The organism is Streptomyces sp. NPDC097619, from assembly GCF_040302735.1.
In the GTDB taxonomy this organism is placed as follows: Bacteria; Actinomycetota; Actinomycetes; order Streptomycetales; family Streptomycetaceae; genus Streptomyces.
The window spans coordinates 120,117-136,703 of sequence record NZ_JBEOSD010000001.1 but is presented as its reverse complement, the minus strand read 5'-3'; the positions used below and the strand labels follow the sequence as shown (position 1 = coordinate 136,703).

General features: G+C 69.4%; 12 protein-coding genes. 6 read left to right on the top strand and 6 right to left on the bottom strand.

Annotation, left to right across the window (positions count from 1 at the left end; all coding sequences use genetic code 11):
* Window positions 1-102: 102 nt before the first annotated feature.
* Complete coding sequence (gene casB / locus ABTZ17_RS00555; RefSeq protein WP_352193281.1) at window positions 103-1,047, bottom strand: type I-E CRISPR-associated protein Cse2/CasB; 945 nt, start codon at window positions 1,045-1,047, stop codon at window positions 103-105.
* A gap of 117 nt (window positions 1,048-1,164) precedes the next feature.
* Window positions 1,165-5,982, bottom strand: coding sequence for a type I-E CRISPR-associated protein Cse1/CasA (gene casA, locus ABTZ17_RS00550; protein ID WP_502994564.1), 4,818 nt, complete (start codon window positions 5,980-5,982; stop codon window positions 1,165-1,167).
* 1,928 nt (window positions 5,983-7,910) lie between these two features.
* Between casA and ABTZ17_RS00545 the strand changes: the two genes are divergently transcribed.
* The 4 genes from ABTZ17_RS00545 to ABTZ17_RS00530 all read left to right on the top strand — a co-directional run bounded on the left by ABTZ17_RS00545 (window position 7,911) and on the right by ABTZ17_RS00530 (window position 11,748).
* Window positions 7,911-9,089: a bifunctional DNA primase/polymerase gene (locus tag ABTZ17_RS00545; protein ID WP_352193279.1), complete on the top strand. Its 1,179-nt coding sequence runs from the start codon at window positions 7,911-7,913 to the stop codon at window positions 9,087-9,089.
* Window positions 9,090-9,373: 284 nt separating this feature from the next.
* On the top strand, window positions 9,374-10,750 hold the full coding sequence (locus ABTZ17_RS00540) for a DNA primase family protein (protein WP_352193313.1): 1,377 nt from the start codon (window positions 9,374-9,376) through the stop codon (window positions 10,748-10,750).
* Window positions 10,747-11,148, top strand: a complete 402-nt coding sequence (locus tag ABTZ17_RS00535) for a DUF6009 family protein (protein ID WP_352193278.1) — start codon at window positions 10,747-10,749, stop codon at window positions 11,146-11,148. Before ABTZ17_RS00540 ends, ABTZ17_RS00535 begins: the two co-directional genes overlap by 4 nt.
* 234 nt (window positions 11,149-11,382) lie before the next feature.
* Window positions 11,383-11,748, top strand: a complete 366-nt coding sequence (locus ABTZ17_RS00530; RefSeq protein WP_352193277.1) for a DUF4180 domain-containing protein — start codon at window positions 11,383-11,385, stop codon at window positions 11,746-11,748.
* Between the two features lie 216 nt (window positions 11,749-11,964).
* On the opposite strand, the gene ABTZ17_RS00525 is transcribed toward ABTZ17_RS00530, so the two are convergent.
* The 4 genes from ABTZ17_RS00525 to ABTZ17_RS00510 form a co-directional block, all read right to left on the bottom strand.
* The gene (locus tag ABTZ17_RS00525; RefSeq protein WP_352193276.1) at window positions 11,965-12,252 is read right to left on the bottom strand and encodes a hypothetical protein; all 288 of its coding nucleotides are present in this window, start codon (window positions 12,250-12,252) and stop codon (window positions 11,965-11,967) included.
* Between the two features lie 25 nt (window positions 12,253-12,277).
* Window positions 12,278-12,634 (bottom strand): hypothetical protein, encoded by a 357-nt coding sequence (locus ABTZ17_RS00520; RefSeq protein ID WP_352193275.1) that lies wholly within the window; start codon window positions 12,632-12,634, stop codon window positions 12,278-12,280.
* Window positions 12,635-12,922: 288 nt separating this feature from the next.
* The gene (locus ABTZ17_RS00515; RefSeq protein ID WP_352193274.1) at window positions 12,923-13,552 is read right to left on the bottom strand and encodes an SMI1/KNR4 family protein; all 630 of its coding nucleotides are present in this window, start codon (window positions 13,550-13,552) and stop codon (window positions 12,923-12,925) included.
* A 293-nt stretch (window positions 13,553-13,845) separates the two neighbouring features.
* On the bottom strand, window positions 13,846-14,373 hold the full coding sequence (locus ABTZ17_RS00510) for an SMI1/KNR4 family protein (protein WP_352193273.1): 528 nt from the start codon (window positions 14,371-14,373) through the stop codon (window positions 13,846-13,848).
* Window positions 14,374-14,647: 274 nt separating this feature from the next.
* On the opposite strand from ABTZ17_RS00510, the gene ABTZ17_RS00505 reads away from it, so the two are divergent.
* The gene (locus ABTZ17_RS00505; protein ID WP_352193272.1) at window positions 14,648-15,379 is read left to right on the top strand and encodes a nucleotide-binding protein; all 732 of its coding nucleotides are present in this window, start codon (window positions 14,648-14,650) and stop codon (window positions 15,377-15,379) included.
* Window positions 15,376-16,584, top strand: a complete 1,209-nt coding sequence (locus ABTZ17_RS00500; RefSeq protein WP_352193271.1) for a ParB/RepB/Spo0J family partition protein — start codon at window positions 15,376-15,378, stop codon at window positions 16,582-16,584. Before ABTZ17_RS00505 ends, ABTZ17_RS00500 begins: the two co-directional genes overlap by 4 nt.
* The last annotated feature ends 3 nt before the right edge of the window (window positions 16,585-16,587 follow it).

Sequence of the window (16,587 nt, the reverse complement as noted above, 5' to 3'; positions counted from 1 at the left end):
GAGCTTCGATGGTGCGGAGCTTCGATACGGACGTTCGACCGGGTGGCCCCGTGAGGAGGACCAACCGGAGCCCTGGTCCTGGAGCCCCGGTCCTGGAGCGGGCTAGTCCGCCCCGTACACGTCGAGGTCGGCCTCCAGGGGCATCTGCTGGGACGACCGCTCCGGGTCCGGCGCGGCCTCCTCTTCCCCGTCGGCATCCCGGACGTACGGGCGGTAGGTCCGGTGGAACTCCTTGCCCCAGGCCCGCGTGACCTCATCCCTGCGGTTCTCGTCCTGCCAGATGACCAGCTGATCGGCCAGCAGGCCGTAGTCCAACGGAATCCGCGCCGCCCGGAGGAGGAGCACCACTTCGCGCAGTCGACCCGCGAGGACCTCGACGTCCGTGGAGGCCGCGACCCGCACGAAGCGCTTGCGGATCGTCCTGCGGGCCTCCTCCACGGGCTCTTCGGACGGGGCAGGCACTTCGTGTGCCTCCTCGACCCGTGCCGGGGACGGGGCCGCTGCTTCCGCCGCGACGGCGGACGGCGGGAGATCGGTCGTGCCGGTCCTCCCGTGCGCGAGGCGCCGCACCGCCCGACCGAGCGGCCAGCCGGGAAGGCACATGCCCTCATCGCGAATCGACTGCTGGTGCAGGGCCCACAGCGTGAGCGCCAGGTGCACCGCGACATCCTCGCGTTCCTCCTGAGCCCGCGACCGCTGCCAGGCTCTGGACCTGTACATGCCGGCACTGTCGGCAGCACGGGCGCGTCCGTTCGCGGCACCCTCCTGTTCCTCTGCCACCCGCCGCTCTTCGCGGGCGTCGCGGAGCGCCTCCAGGTGGTCGGCTCCCCAACTCTCGGTCGCCGTGTAGGGGTCACCGCCCGCCGAGCGGCGAAGCCGCGCAACGGAGGCGACAGCGCCCGGGGCATCGTCCCGGTACCCGGCGTAGAGCCGTGCGATGGTCCGAATCGTCACTTGGCGGGGAAAGGTGAAGCTCTGGGGGATGCGTCCGCGGTGTGCCGGCGCACCCGCCCCTCCGGTCGGACCGGAGGCCGTGCCGAGGGTCATGGTCTTCTCTCCTCATCGGATGGACATGCTGTCCGCTCCACGTTCGTCGGAAGCATGTGTCGGCCCGGAAGTCGGGCGCTCTGCGGGGTGGCGAAGGCAGAGGCGGCCGAAAGAAGGTCAGCCGTTCCCGCGCCCGGTGCCGACCGCGGCCACCGGGCCGAGAACCTTCTCCAGGCGGGCGAGGAACCACTGCTCCGCCCGGCCCGCGTCCATCAGCACGACGCCCAGGCCGGGAAGTTCGACGGTTCTGCCCTCGATCGCTGCCGGGCCGGCGGACACGATCAGCTGCCGGCCGAGCCGGAGGACCGTCCGGCGGACGGTGTCCCTCCACGCCTGCCGTGCGGCTTCCGTCCCCTCGTGTTCCAGCAGCCCGCGCAGCCAGCTCCGGTACGGACCGTCCAGGGCACCGAAGCCGAGATCGCGCGCCTCGTCCGCCGGTCCGGTCGACTCCGAGCCGGTGGCTCTGGCCAGGTGCCCGGCCAGGTGTCCCAGCGCCGAGACAGCCAGTTCCGCGTCGGAGACGGCGTCCACCGCCACCGCTCCGTACTCCGGATTGCCTGCGTGCAACGTGATCACGGGCAGGACCACCGCATCGTCCATGACCTCGTCGATCACGGACTGCTGGGTTCCGTACGAGACGCCGGTCAGTCGCAGACGGACCAGCCTGTCGGGCCGGAACTCCGTCTCCGTCACCACCTGAGTGAACCAGCGGGAGACGCCGGAGCGGATCCGATTCGGCGGCTCCGCTTTGCCACCCTGTTCACCCGGCTGCGCCCGGGAGGGGAGCAGGGCGCCCAGCCCTCGCCAGGCGGCCCTGCTGGGATCGTGGCGGGACGACCCGTACACCGGGGCACGCCCCTGCTTCTTTTCGAGGGCGGCACTCCGGCGCCAGGCCGACATCGGTTCGAGAGTGTGGGGGGACGGAAGGACGAGGGGGTCCCCGTACCCGAGGACGACCCCGGTGACGACGCCGTCCCTGGCGTGGAGCCGGATCCGACGCGATTGCCACGTGTACAGGTCACGCAATCCGTCGGGGAGCGGTCCTGCGTCGCGGGGCCCGGCTCCGAGGGGGGTTCGGCGCCATACCGGCAGGTCGGCCCCGCGCCGTGCTGCATCGGTGTAGGCCTCTTCGAACGGGATCAGATTGAGCAGCAGGGTGTCGCGAAGGTTGTCGCCCTCGGCACAGACGCCGCCCAGGCCCCCGACGGAGCCCACCCCGAGCGGGTAGACCTTGCCCGCCTTGGCCCGCCCTTCGTCCCCCACCATGGCCGACTTGATACCCGAGGTGTCGTAGGCGTGGGCGTGCACGAGCCAGCGGGCGGCTTCGGCGTAGGAGAGGTTCTCGGCTCCGCGGAGCCTCATGGTGAAGAACGGGGATCCGGTCGGGACGTCGGCCACGATCCGACCAAGCGGGAAGACCTCGTCCTTCGCTGTCCGTAGGCCCGCGACCTGGTAGAAGGGCCGCTCGGGGTGGAGGAGGTCGAAGGCGGGGCGGTGCTCCGCGAGGTACTGCTCCACGGCGTCGAACGGCGTGGGCGAGTTCCAGAGGTCTTCCCAGTCCTCCATCTCCCGCGGCCCGTCCAGCGCGTCGTACAGGATCGCGAGGAGGAGGCGTAGCAGGGCGAAGTCCTGGGTGGGCACGTCACCCACGGTGCGGCGGAGCGTGGCGGCCTCGGCGAAGAGGCCGCGGAGCGAAACTTCGGTGGCCGTCCCGTCGTGACGTTGCACGGGGATCCAGGGACGTGAGACGAGGTCGAAGGACGAGGGTTCCTGCTGCGCCGCGGGAAGGATCGGATCGGCGACGGGCTCCGCCGGACGCGCCGTCACCGTGGCCGTCCCGCTGTGCGGGCCGTCGTCTCGCACATGGCCGTGGTCAGTAATGGCCGGGTGGCCGGCCCCCTCCTCGGATCCACCTGAGTGGGCAGGCCCGGTAAGTGCCTCGCCCTTGCCGTCTTCACCGTTCTCGTTCTCCCTCCCCCGGTCCTCCGGTGCGGCGTCGGCCCGACGCCGCGCCCAGGGGGCGGGCATGCCGGGGGAAGCCACACGGAGACCGTCGGCCTTGCTGTAGTACAGATCGAACCCTGCCAGACGGGTCTGACAGTCGGGGTCCAGAACGAGGAACAGCTCTCCGGCCAGCCAGGGGCATTCCTTCACCTGCCAGGCCGGAACGAGGAATCTCTCCAGGTCAGCGATGGTGCGATCGGCCATCCACGGGGTGCTGAACATGCGGGGCAGGGTCAGGGCGCTCGCGGCGACGGCTTCGGCGGCCCACCGCCCGGGTGGGAAGTCCTCAGAGAGGGGCAGGCGGGCCCGCGGTCGCCTGTCGCCGTGCCGGTCCGGGGGGCCGTCGGTGAGCCAGGGCACGGTGGTGAGGGTGCCGTCGGCCTGCCGCTGGACGACGAGGACCTCGATGGTCTCCTCACTGTCACGGACCTGGGCACGGCCCGCCGGACTGTCGTCGCTGTCCCCCGCGTCGGCTTCGAGCCACCCGTACAGGGGGCGTCCCGGGCGCCGTACGGGTCCGAGGAGGAAGTCTTCCGCCTTCTCTTCCTTCATCCGGGTCAGGTTGTTGTGCTCCACCTGGGCCGCCGCGAACGCCTCGGCCCAGTCGTCCGGGCCGACCGGGTCGGATCCGTATGCGGCCTGCACCAGGGGGCTGATGTCGGTGGGCAGTCGGAGAGGTCGTCCGTCGAGGTGCGGAACGAGCACGGCGAGGGCCCTGAGGAGGGTGAAGCGGCCCGGATACACCGCGCTCGTGCCGGAAACGGGCGTGGGAGGGGCGGCCTGCCAGTCCGTGCCGGTCACGAGGCAGCGGGCCTGCCGCAGTCGGTGTGGCAAGGGCCGGGGGTGCCGGTGCAGACGCCCCATGCGCTGCAGCATGAGGTCGACGGGGGCCAGGTCCGTGACCATCAGGTCGAAGGAGACGTCCAGGGAGCTCTCGACCACCTGGCTCGCGACGACGATGTGCCGGCCTGGCCTCCGCGTTCCCACCGGACCGAATCGGTCCAGGAGGTCCGCGTCGTTGGCCGCCCGGTCGGCTGCGAGAAAGCGGGAGTGGGTGACCGTCACGTGCTCGTCGCCGAAACGGGCGCGGAGGAGTTCCGCGGCTTCCACGACACGGGCGACGGTGTTGCGGATGACGAGAGCACAGCCTCCGTCGGCGAGTTCGCGTTCGAGTCGGTCCGCGAGTAGTTCGAGGTCGTCATCGAGTCGTTCGACGATGACGGAGGTGTTCCGGCCGGATGCGGCCTCGGGCTGTGCGGTGCGTATGGCTCCGTCAGGCGCTGCCGCTGTGATCAGGGGGTACGCGGCCGCGTTCTTCACCAGCCCACGGACGGCATCCGGTGAGATCCCCGCGTACGCGGCCGCGAGGGCTTCGCGGCGGTCGGCCGGGAGGGTCGCGGACAGCAGGACGACCGGAACACGGTAGGCCGCGAGCCACTCCAGTACCCGCTCCAGGTACCGGCTCATGTACGCGTCGTAGGCGTGCACCTCGTCGATGACGACGACCTTGCCGACGAGTGCGAGGTGGCGGAGTGCGAGGTGGCGGGTCTTCAGTGCCGCGAACAGCACCTGGTCCACCGTGCCCACGGCGAAGGAAGACAGGAGCTGCTTCTTCCGGCCCCGCAGCCACTGGTGGGCGTGGAGCCCCGTCGGATTGCGGACCGTCCGGGGGCCCGGGGTCTGGGTCGACCTGATGTCCTCGCAGTCCTCCCCGCAGTCGGTGTCCACGGCGGCCAGGACCCTGCGTCCTTCGGCGAGGAACCCTGACCAGGTGTCGTTGAGGGCGGCCTTGGCGTGGGCGAGGGTCACGGAATGCGACCCGTCGAGGGACGGGTCGAGGACCTGGTCGAGCCAGTCGAGCAACCGGGGAAACATGGCGTCGGCCGTCGCCCTGGTGGGCAGCGCGAACAGGATCCCGCCCGCGCCGGTGCCTGCTGCGAGCACCTCTGCTGCGGCGAGGGCCGCCTCGGTCTTCCCCTCCCCCATCGGTGCCTCGATCATCAGCAGCCCGCCCTCGGGCAAGCCGCGGGCCATCCTCACCGCTTCGGCCTGGACCGGGCGGATGCCGCTGTGCACCAGGGTGGGGAACCTCTCCGCGAAGAACTCCTCCGGTGACCCTTCGGGCTTTCGCGGCTCCCAGCGATTCGGCAGGTCGACGCCCGCCCAGGCCGCCCGAAGACGACGACGTTCGGACGAGGGACCCGTAGGCAGCCACGACTCGGGTGCGTACGGGAACAGTTCGGAGGCGCTGGCCAGCCAGTCGGCCATGATCACGACACCGGTCAGCACCACCTGCGCGGGCTGCGAGAGCCTGACGCCCACCCAATGCGGAAGCCTGTCGGTCACAGCCGCGAGTTCGGCACAACCGTCGATGAGTTCGTGCTGGACCTGCCGCCACAGGGGTGCGCTGGGACCTTCGGTGCGGAGCAGGCGCGGTCGTAGTTGAAGGTCGTGGATCTGCTGGGAATCGGGCGGTGTCCCGTGGTGGCCCCCGACAACGACGGCGAACTGCCCGGCCGAGCGGGCGTCGAACCCGTAGCGCTCCTTGAGCCATTCCTGGAGGAGCAACTGCCCGGCGAGACCGTGAGGGGCCATCCGTCGATCGGACCCGTACTCCTTGCGGGTCGGCATCTCCAGACCGAGGTCCCGCATCCGGTCCGCGAGCTCCGGTACCTGGCAGGCGAACGGGCCGGTGCTCTTGCCGCAGTCGTGCACGGCGGCAAGGAACCCGACGAGCAGCGCAGCGTCCTCGGCCCCACCGGGCAGTACCTCCGCGACCAGCCTCCGCGCCGACAACGGGACCCAGTGCTCCCACAACATCCCCGCGACAGCGTGGCTGTCGGCCATGTGCCGCCACAGCGGCATGAAGCTGTCGCTCTTCCGATCGTGCTTGGCCCAGGCGGTCCGGGCCTCGGACGAGAGCCTTCCCAACAGCTTCTCTATCCCATCTTGATTCCCCGGTGGTATCGGCCCTGAGGACATCCCTACTCCTATCCCTCGGGTACGAATGCACACCCGGATCGACGGCGTCGTGCGAACCGGCCGGGGTGCGCAGGTAGGGACACTCTGCGCACCCGCTCAGCCACAGGATCAGGCGAGGTCAGATGCCTCGGCGGCCATCACATGATGAACCGGTCCTGGAGGAAGCGAACGGCTCCGCCGAGCAGCTTGCACGCCTTCGACGTCCCCATGCAGGACAGAGGGTCACGACGAGCACAAGCACGAGAACAAGCGCAACACCCAGGACCTCATCAGGCACAGATCCCTTCAGAGACGAGATCGATGCAATGACGCCGATACCGGACAAAAGCACCTCGCCTGGTAAGGCGGTAGGTGCAATGCGCAATCTTCTGATAGACATGAAGCTCCCCTTCCAAGGGTTGACGGCCGACTCCTCCTCCGTTGCAGCGGAGGTACACAGGAGTTGGCCGTCGTCGTCTCTGTCGACGACTGACTGCCCCCGACTGTAGGGCAATTTCCTTGCCTCGTACGCCAGTTGAAGAACATGACCTTGAGGCGCCATCTAGTAACCTGCTTACAGCAGGAGATGCACTGTTAGGGCTTCCTGTGAAAGCTCTGGTGACGGCGGACTCGCCTGGCCGGGCCAAGTCTTGCGGGGGCTCCGCGGGGGCGAGCGCACCGTGGAGTCGGCGCTGAGGTCGCAGACATATGACGCCATTCACCTCTGCCAGCGACTCGAACCGAGTCAGGTTCCCCTAGCAGGCAGCGTTCCGCTGGGACCGGCACAGCTCACTGCTCGTTCGTGAGGCCCCCGCCATGAATCTTGATCATTCACAACCCAAGATCCATTTGCGACACGCGGCCTGGTGACACACTCGATTACGGAAAGGCAGCCAGAAACTCAACCCCGCATGCGTGGGGAACAAGAGCTCTCAGTAACTGCAGCTGAGGAAGCACTGGGATCAACCCCGGTAGCGGGGAGCTCCCGAGGGAGCAACGACGACACCCTATCCAAGGCCACTCCTGGCAAGGCCACCTTCAGACGATCCTGCAAGCGGCGGGGACGGGTGGTGGGCTGAGGTGTGGTGGCCGGATGTGGGTGGTGGGTGGTGGCCGTGAGGGCTTCCGGTGGTTCGGGCTCTGGGGGTGTGTCGGAGGTTGGGTCGCTTGGGTCGCTTCCGTCGCTGGGGGTGTGCACGGGAGAGGGAGTCGGTCGCTTCGGGGTTGACGGTTCAGTCGCTGCGAACTCCTTCAGTCGCTCCCGTCGCTGCACCTCAGAGGCGTAGCGACTGAACCGCGAGCGACCCAAATGGTTCAGTCGCTGGTTCAGTCGCTCGGAGTTTGTGCAGGTCAGAGGGGTATTGATGGATGCATAGCGACCGAAGCGACCGAAGTTCCTGCATATGAAGACATTCGCGTGTGCGTGTGCGTGTCATAGATGGGACCCTTCAGTCGCTTCGGTCGCTTTTTGAGGGTCCGGATGGGCTCTGAGCTGGGAAGATGAGGTAGCGACCGAAGCAGCGACTGAAAATCCTCAGTCGCTGCCCCCCTCGGTTCGGTCGCTGAAGGGGAGCGTGGGGTGGGCGGTGCCCCGGGAGGGGGCGAGGGAGCCTGAGGAAGGTTCGGTGGGTGGGGTCCGGGAGACGGGGTGGACGGTGCGGAGGCGGGTGGTCCGGAGAGCGTGTCGTTGTCACCCGAACGCCACACCGACACGCTCCCGTCCCCATGGGTGATCGTCCGCTAGTGTGTCCTTGCCCCATTGTTGAGTTTCAGTCGCTTCGGTCGCTGTTGGAGTCGCACATGCCCCCTGAGCTGCAGTTTTTGTGCAGCGACCGAAGGGCCGGCTCAGTCGCTGACATACGGGAAGCCCCGTGAACCGCCGCGCCGCAGGATTCGACATGCCCGAGAGCCGCACCGTCGCGCGGTGGTGTGCCGAGCGGGGTTGGCCGGTGCACCCCCTGGCGGCGGGACAGAAGACTCCGCCCAAGAACTGCATGCTCTGCCAGGGCCACAGTCACCAGCCGGCCGAATGCGCCTGCATCCCGGCCGGACGTTGGTGTCACGGGTTCCACGCCGCCACCACCGATCCCGCGAGGATCGACATGTGGTGGGGCGGCCAGCCGAACCTCGGTGTCGGAGTCGCGACCGGAGCCGCGGGTCTCGTCGTGATCGACATCGACGCCCATGGTGGTGAGGTTCCCGCGCGGAACCGCATCCTCCCCGGCATCGAGATCGGTGACTACGTCGACCTGACCGGACTCGCCAGCGGCTACCACACCCTCGGCGTGCTGGCCGCGCTGCGCGGAGCGCAGGACCCGGCCTGGGACGAGGACACCCTGCGGGTCCGGACGCCTTCGGGCGGATTGCACCTTTGGTACCGGGCCGGAGAGGGACGACAGTGGCAGTGTTCCTCCGGTTCGAGCCGGACGCGTGCACTCGCCTGGCAGGTGGACGTACGAGCTGTGGGAGGGTATGTGGTGGCACCGGGGACGGTGACGAAGGCCGGGGCCTATGAGGTGCTCGGTACTTGTCGCACGCCCGCGGAGCTACCGGAGTGGCTGGCGGGGGAACTGGTGCGTACGGGACACCTGATGGAGAGCGGCGAGGCCGAGCCTCGTGCTGCGGTCAGGCGGACGAAGGCTGTTGGGACGGGTACGAGCCCCGTCGGACGGCCTTCTCGGCGGAGCGTAGGGGCGTTGACGCCCCTGGAGGCCCCTCTGGGCGCTTCAGGGGGGTCGGTCGGCGCCGGAGGGCCCAGTGCGCCCCGAGGGCGTCAGAGGGGCCCTGTGGGGCCGCAGAAGGCTGCTGTGGCGGCGCTGTCCACCGTGCTCGCGGAAGTCGCGGCGTGCGGGACCCAGAGCCACGGCACCGGTTTCTCCGAGAAGTTGAACCGGGCTGCTTATACGGTCGGCGGTCTCGTGGCCGCCGGACACATCGAGGAGGCGGCCGGCGCCGAGGCGTTGCGCGTCGCCGCCGAGCACGCGCGCCCCGGTCAGGAAGCCCGTGCCCGTCAGATCATCGTGAGCGGCATGAACGCGGGCCGGATGAAGCCCCTGTACGCCGGAGGCCGTTCATGACGCCGCCGAACGGCAGCGGCGACTTCGACCCGGTCGCCGTGGCACGCCAGATCCTCCAGGGTGCGCCCGTCCAGCTGGAGTTCCCCAACCAAACGGCACAAAAGGCGCAGAACGCCCACAACGGATACGACGGGTACGAAGACGAAGGACTCTTCGACGAGGACCAGGAGCAGGACGAGCACGGAGACGGCGTACCGGCCGACGGAGCCCAGGAGTTCCTGCCGGTCCCCGCCCCCGCCCGCTCCTCCTCCCCCGCACCCGCCCGCCAGGCAGCCAACGGCCTCATGCCCGACAGCCTCACCGACCGCGGCAACGCCAAGCTGTTCGTGAGGCTCTACGGGCGCGAGTACCGGCACGTCCCCGGGCTCGGCTGGTACCGCTGGATCGGACACCGCTGGGAGCTCGACGAGGACGACACCGTCATGTGGGCCGCCGGCGAAATGGCCGAACAGCTCACGGAACACGACCCCGAGGGCCTGTACACCACGACGAACCTCCGCCAGCACCGCCGCCGCGCCCTCTCCACCTCGGGCATGAAGGCCATGCTGATGCAGGCCAAGTCCGCACCCGGCATGGTCCTCAGCGCCACCCAGCTCGACGCCGACCCGTACGCCCTGTGCACCCCCGGCGGAGTCGTCGACCTGCGCACCGGAATCGTCAGCGCCCCCGACCCGGGCAAGCATTACCACTCGCGCGCCACCTCCGTGGCGCCCGAGGACATCCCCACCCCCCGCTGGCACATGTTCCTCCAGGACACCTTCGGGGAGGACGCCGACGGCGAGCAGGTCATCAGCTTCCTGCACCTGCTCCTCGGCTACTCCATCACCGGCGACGTCGGCGCGCAGATCATGCCCTTCCTCTACGGCATGGGCAAGAACGGCAAGTCCGTCCTCCTGGACGTCATGGTGAAGCTCCTCGGGGACTACGCCGACGCCGCTCCCCCCGGCTTCCTCATGGCCAAGCCCTTCGAGGGCCACCCCACCGACCTGGCCGAGCTCCACGGCCGCCGCGTCATCGTCTGCTCCGAGCTCAAGCCCGGGGACCGCTTCGACGAGGCCCGCGTCAAGCTCCTCACCGGTGGCGACCGCATCAAGGCCCGGCGGATGCGCCAGGACTTCTTCAGCTTCGACCCGACCCACAAGCTGTGGCTGCTCGGCAACCACCGCCCCGAGGTCGGCACCGGCGGCTTCGCCTTCTGGCGTCGCATGCGGCTCATTCCGTTCGAACGCGTCGTACCCGACAGCCGGAAGGTCGACAATCTGGCCGACGCCCTCGTCAACGAGGAGGGACCGGGCATTCTGGCCTGGCTCATCGCGGGTGCTCGGCGCTACCTTGGCGGGGAGAAGGACCTCACCGGTCCCGACAAGGTCCGCATCGCCACCACCGCGTACGCCGAGACCGAGGACCACATGGGCCGCTTCATTAGCGAGGCCTGCGTCCAGGAGATGGGTCTGCGCGCCGAACAGACCCGGATGTACCAGGCATACCGCCAGTGGTGTGCCGACGAAGGAGCCAACCCCGTGACCTCGCGTGCATTTGCCGCCCGCGTCCGGGAAACCCTGGGAATGAGCAGTCCCAAGGGCATGCTCACGTCCAATCAGAGGAAGTACTACCCGGGAATCGGCCTGCTCGCCGACCCGATAGAGGAGGAGGGAACGTGAGCGCGCTTATCGAACCCCAGCAGATCGCTCACGAATCCGAGATCGTGTGGCTGGAGTCGATCGACGGTCTCGACTACGTACGGCAGAGCCTGGACCGGCTGCAGAACCGCCGCGGCCGGCCGCCCTACCACCGTGACGGCCGCATGGTCGGCTACGCCACCCTGGCGTCGAGCGCCCGCGCCTCCCGCGCCTCCGGCACCTTCCTGCGCCGCGTCTTCTGGCTGCTCCCCCACGACCGGGACCAGCAGCCCGAGGGCAGCTACGCCTCCAGCTCGCCTTCGGAGGCGATCGACCCGCGGACGATCTCGCCGAAGGTCACCGGCCACAAGACGCAGCGCTCGGCGGGCCCCCCGAGCCCGGCCATGCGCGAGCTGGGAATAACGCTCCCCGAGGGCTAGGCACGTCGGCCCGGGATCTCGGCTCCCGGATCGGCTCCTGGAACTCCCGGACCTCGGCGCACGCCCCCGCACGGTGACCCTCACCATGCGGGGGCGTCGTCGTGTGAGGGCGTCGTCGGGTGGGGTGGCCGTGGCCGGCCGACCGGCTGGGTGCGGGCAGGGCGGGGACCCTGTTGCGGCGTCGGCCGGAATTCCTTCGACCGGTGGGTGGAGTGCGGGCTAGCCTCGGGAGGCATGAGTGACGTGCAGACGATCCAAGGCGTACCCGTGATGATCTGGCCCGAGGACGGCCCCCTCATCGGCGGTGAATCCGATGCCATGGATTACGTGGGGAACGCCATGTACGGCGGAGCCGCCTGGGCCGTGATCCCCGCGGGCCGGTTCGCCGAGGACTTCTTCCGGCTCCGGACCCGGATCGCGGGGGACATCGTCCAGAAGTTCGTGAACTACCGGGTCGGGCTCGTGGTGCTCGGGGACATCTCCGCGCACGTGGCGGAGAGCACCGCCCTACGGGACTTCGTCCGGGAGTGCAACCGGGGGCGCCAGACCTGGTTCCTGACCGACTTCGACGAGCTGGAGGCGAAGCTCGGCACAGGCTGAGCGGCGGGCGGACCACGCGGCCGACCCGGGGTCGAATCGGGCTCGACGCGAAGTCGGTCCGAGGGTGAACTGGGCTGTGGGAAGGCCCGGTTTCAAAACCGGGTTTTGAAAGCAGGGCTCCTGGAGGGGCGTTGTCGCGTGCCGAGACCGATCGGCGCGGGGCGGCGCCCCTTTCCGCGTGCGGGTACGAAGCGCGGTGGGGGCGGTGGGTGGGGGTCAGCGCCACTCGGGCGGGATCTTGGCCAGCTGGCGGAGCAGGTCCCAACCGCGCTGCTTCTGCGCCCGCTCTTCCGTGGGGTCCCACCACGGGGCGCCGTTGCCCACCCAGTAGCCGCGGTACCCGCGGACGCCCATGACGCTGGCGTCGCCGATGTCGGACTCGTTGCCGCAGCAGGGGCAGATGGCCTCGGTGGGCCAGCCGTCCTTCCAGAAGACCTCTTCGTCGTATCCGCAGACCCTGCAGATGCTCTCGGTGTCGTCGTCTCGTGCTCGGTCCGTGCTCATCTCGGACTCAGCCTAATGGCCGCGCTCAGGGGGTGGGCGGCGCGGCTTCGTGGGTGCGGCGGCGCCGGGTGAGGGCGAGGTGGGCCGTACCGAGGGCCGTCACGACGGCCGTGGCGGCCCCGAGGTACAGGGCTGTCCTGTTGGGCTCCGAGCCTTCCCCGGGGTTCGGAGTGCTGCCGTCGGAGTCTTCCTGAGTTCCCTCCGGCTGTTCGAGGAGCAGTCCGGGGACCGTGAGAGGGGCTGCCCTTCGTGCCGTCGCCGGGGCGGCGGATGCGAAGGCAACGCCTGCGGCGGTGGCCGGGGTGGCGGGTGTCAGGGGGCCGAGGGCCGTGAAGCCGGCCAGGACGGCGCTGATGGTCAGTCGGAACGCAGGGGACTTCATGCTTGGTTCGACCGCTGGGGGCGGGGCGAAGTTGCCCCTTCGACGATCAAGATCAGGCCAAGGCTTCCGGATCGGCATCCTCCGGGGAGGCGCTGCGGGGGTGGATTTCAAAACCCGGTTTTGAAGCGAGGGGTTGTGGTGCGCCCGGCGACGGCTCCGAGCGGCGTGCGGTCACGCTCCACGGGGGCGCTCCTGAGGGCCCCCGGCGCGTTGGGTCGAGGCTCGGGCGAGTGTCGCAGGGGGGCGATTTCAAAACCGGGTTTTGAAGGAGGGCTCGGAGGTCGACTCCTACTCCCCCGCTCCCCCGGCGTCGGCGGGCTTCCAGAGGAGGACGCCGTCCTCGGTGACGGGCAGCTGTTGCTCGAAGGCACGGCCCTGTTCCAGGGCCTCCGCGTAGTCCGCCAGGAGGTGGCCGAGGGAGGGCCAGTCCGTGAAGGCCGGGAAGTCCTCGTCGACGTACTCCCCGATCTGGCCGTGGTGGGGGCCGGGGAGGCAGGAGAGGAAGAGGCCGTCGGTGGCCTGCCAGCCGATGCCGAGGGTGATCAGCACCCACTGCGGATGCCAGGCCGCTTCCTCTTCGTCCCCCTCTTCGTTCTCTTCCTCGTCTTCCCCATCGCTCTCGGGGCTGCCTTCGGGGTCGGTGCCTCGGGTGGCGAGGGTCGTCTGGACGAGCTCGGAGAGTGGGGCGAGGGGACCGAAGTAGGAGAGCTCGGGTGTGCCGTCGGCCTGCTCGACTCCGTCGTGGCGGAGCAGGGAGGCGATGAGATCGGGGTGGAAGCGGAGGCCGAGGGTCTGCTCGGCGGCGGATATGTCCTCGGGGCGAGCGGGTGGGCGCAGTCGAGTACGGCTGAGAGGAGCGTGCTCGGAGAGCCAGTTCTCGATGCGGGTCCAGGACTCTTCAATGGTGGCGGGACGCATGATCGGACCGTAGAACGAGGCACTGACAGTGGCCTCGGGCGGGGCGCGGTCGTCCCGCTCGGGGTGCCCCGTGTGCCGGCTCTGACGGTGGGTGCCGCCACTCCCCCGCCCCTTTCGGCTGCCGTCGTGGGCCTGTCGGGCCGGCCGGCTGAGGGGTCTTCGGGGTGCGGGTTCAAAACCCGGTTTTGAAGGAGGGGCTTTGAGGGCGGTCCGGCAGGGGTGGCGGCGGGTCCGTGGAGGGTCGCGAGGGCTCGGTTTCAAAACCGGGTTTTGAAGATCCGAGCCCTCGGGGGTCAGCGGCAGAGCTTCTGGATGACGTCCTCGAAGTCGGGGAACTCCGTCACCGCCGCTGCGTGGACGGCGATCGCCGAGCGGCGGGCCTGGGGCGCGAAGCGTTCCGCGAGGGCGGTCAGCTCGCGGTTCGGTTCGCTCTCGTGAGCCCCGTACTCGACGACCTCCATCGGGCCGAGGCCGCCCGCGAGGAGCCAGAGGAAGGAGGCGAGGTCGGGGGCGACCGGTCCCGTGGCGCCCTCGGAGCCGAGGAAGACAACGGGCTGTTCCTCCACGGGACGGCCCTCGCGGACCATCCAGAAGGCGGCGTAGCCTCCGGTGCCGTCCTGGCCGAAGACCCTGAACCGGTCCCCGTCGAGTTCGTCGTTCCCGGTCCAGGAGCGGATCCAGTCGGTGGTGTCCTCTGCGGAGAGGAAGGCGTCGTGGGGTTCGTAGTCGATGTTGCTCTCGTCCTCGCCGTACGGGAACTCGACGGCGGCGATGGCGGTCAGGGCGGCCGGGAAGGCGCGGTCTTCAGGGTGATCGGTCACGGGTGCAGGCTAGCCACGGGCTCTGACAGGGCGTGGTGCGGGGCGCGCGGGCGGGGTGTGAGGGTGGCTGGGGGGCCTGTTTTCAAAACCCGGTTTTGAAAGCGGAGCATCTGACTCCCCCTCTGTTGCCCGAACTGCCCGGGATTTCCTTGAAAGTACCGAGCTCTGCGGCGGTGTGAGATTCCTGAGGAGGGGGTTGACGTGCAATGCTGTCCCCGTCCGCAGTACCGGCCGGACGGCTGGGAAGCACACGGAACCTGATGGAGAAACACCCATGGCACGGATCACTGCCGTCATCAACCGCAAGGGTGGGGTCGGCAAATCGACCCTCACCGTGAACGTGGCCGCCGTCGCGGCCGAGGTCCTCGGCGAAGCGCCGCAGGGCGAGCCCGACTACGTGGTCGCCGTCTCGAGCGACCCCCAGGGCTCCGCCACCTGGTGGTCCGAGCGGGTGGGGAACGACCTTCCCTTCTCGTTCATCCAGACCAAGTCGCGCAAGGACCTGACCTACTTCCCCGAACTCAAGAAGACCCGCAAGGTCAAGCACGCCTTCATCGACACCCCCGGCTGGATGGACCTGCCGGATGACGAGGTGCAGCAGGCGGGCGACCCGTTCGGCGACAGCGCGGCGGCCGACGCCATGCGCGCCGTACTGGCCAACGCCGACGACCTGATCATCCCGGTGGAGCCGGAACCGCTCGGCTTCATCCCGACCCAGACCACCATCGAGGAAGTCGTCAAGCCGCTCGGCCTGCCGTACTGGGTGGTCATCAACAACTGGGATCCCCGGGACGGCATCGCCGACCTGGAGGACACCCGCGCCTTCATCGAGGGCAGCGGCTGGAACCTCGCCAACACCGTGATCCGGCACTACAAGGTGCACGCACGGGCCGCGGTCGAGGGCACGGTCGTCACCCGCTACAAGAAGAACCGCGTGGCCATGGAGGCCCGTGAGGACTTCTACAAGCTGGCCCTCGAGATCGGAGCGGGAGCCAAGCGCCGATGAGCAAACGCACCAACTTCGCCAGTCTGATCGGTGAGAAGGCTGCCGCTGCGACGGCCGGCGGGGCGGAGCCCGAGAAGAAGCTCCCGCCGCACTCGGCGCTGATGCACACCCTCGTCGGCAACCCCGACAACCCGCGGGGGGAGGGGGAGTACAGCCCCGACGACCCCGGGTTCGACGAGCTGATGACCACCCTGAAGGAGGTCGGTCAGCTCCAGCCCGTGGCCGTGGTCTCCCGCGAGGTGTTCCTCCGGCTCAAGCCGCACCACGCCAAGACCATCGGTACGGCGGACTGGGTGGTCGTCAACGGCAACCGGCGGCACGCCGCGGCCCGACAGCTCGGCTGGACCCGGATCGACATCAAGGTCCAGGACCATCTCGGTGACGGCAAGGGCCTCCTCGACGAGGCCGTCATCATCGAGAACATCCACCGCAAGGACATCGAGCCCTGCAAGGAAGCCGCCTTCCTCCAGGTGCTGGTGGAGAAGTACGGGTCCCAGGAGAAGGTGGCGCAGCGCATCGGCAAGTCGCAGATGTACGTGTCCCACCGGTTGTCCCTGCTCCGTCTGGCTCCTGAGCTCCAACGCCGGGTGGACGCCGGTACGTTCAAGCTGAAGGCGGCCCGGGAGCTGGCGGCCCGGACGGCGGACCACGAGGAGCAACTGGCTCAGTTCGCGGAGCAGTTGCGACAGGCCCAGCTTCCCAAGCCGAAGCCGGCCCCGGTGGCTCCGGTGGCCGCTCCGGCTGTTCCGGTGGCGGCGGCTCCGGTGGCCGCTCCCGCTCCGGTGGCTGCTCCGGCCGTGGCTCCCGCGCCGGTGGTCGAGTCGGCCCCTGTGGTCGAGTCGGCTCCGGTGGCCGCGCCGCAGGCCGCTGTCCCCGCTCCGGCGGGGGAGGCGACCGTGACTCCGGCCGCTCCGGCGGTGTCTCCCGTCACGCCTCCTGCGTCGGCATCGGTTCCCGCTCCGGCAGCCGTTCCCGAGGCGACTCCCGTGCCCGAAGCGGCAGTCGTACCGGTGGTCGTACCGGAACAGGTGGCGCCGGTGGCTCCCGTCGCGGCGGTCCAGGAGGCGGGGGTCAACTCCCTGCCCCTGCTCGGTGCCGTATTGGAAGCGGCGGACGGACCGGAGGATCTGGTGCGCGGACTGCGCGAGTTGACGGACGACTCGTACCGTCAGCGGCTCGCGGAACTCCTCCTGGAACAGTTGTAGACG

Bases quoted from the DNA above. Each gene is read 5' to 3' on its own strand.
- ABTZ17_RS00545 (WP_352193279.1), top strand. From the start codon at position 7,911: ATGCCCGAGAGCCGCACCGTCGCGCGGTGGTGTGCCGAGCGGGGTTGG.
- ABTZ17_RS00515 (WP_352193274.1), bottom strand. From the start codon at position 13,552: ATGCGTCCCGCCACCATTGAAGAGTCCTGGACCCGCATCGAGAACTGG.
- ABTZ17_RS00520 (WP_352193275.1), bottom strand. From the start codon at position 12,634: ATGAAGTCCCCTGCGTTCCGACTGACCATCAGCGCCGTCCTGGCCGGC.
- ABTZ17_RS00530 (WP_352193277.1), top strand. From the start codon at position 11,383: ATGAGTGACGTGCAGACGATCCAAGGCGTACCCGTGATGATCTGGCCC.
- casB (WP_352193281.1), bottom strand. From the start codon at position 1,047: ATGACCCTCGGCACGGCCTCCGGTCCGACCGGAGGGGCGGGTGCGCCG.
- ABTZ17_RS00540 (WP_352193313.1), top strand. From the start codon at position 9,374: ATGCCCGACAGCCTCACCGACCGCGGCAACGCCAAGCTGTTCGTGAGG.
- ABTZ17_RS00505 (WP_352193272.1), top strand. From the start codon at position 14,648: ATGGCACGGATCACTGCCGTCATCAACCGCAAGGGTGGGGTCGGCAAA.
- ABTZ17_RS00525 (WP_352193276.1), bottom strand. From the start codon at position 12,252: ATGAGCACGGACCGAGCACGAGACGACGACACCGAGAGCATCTGCAGG.
- ABTZ17_RS00500 (WP_352193271.1), top strand. From the start codon at position 15,376: ATGAGCAAACGCACCAACTTCGCCAGTCTGATCGGTGAGAAGGCTGCC.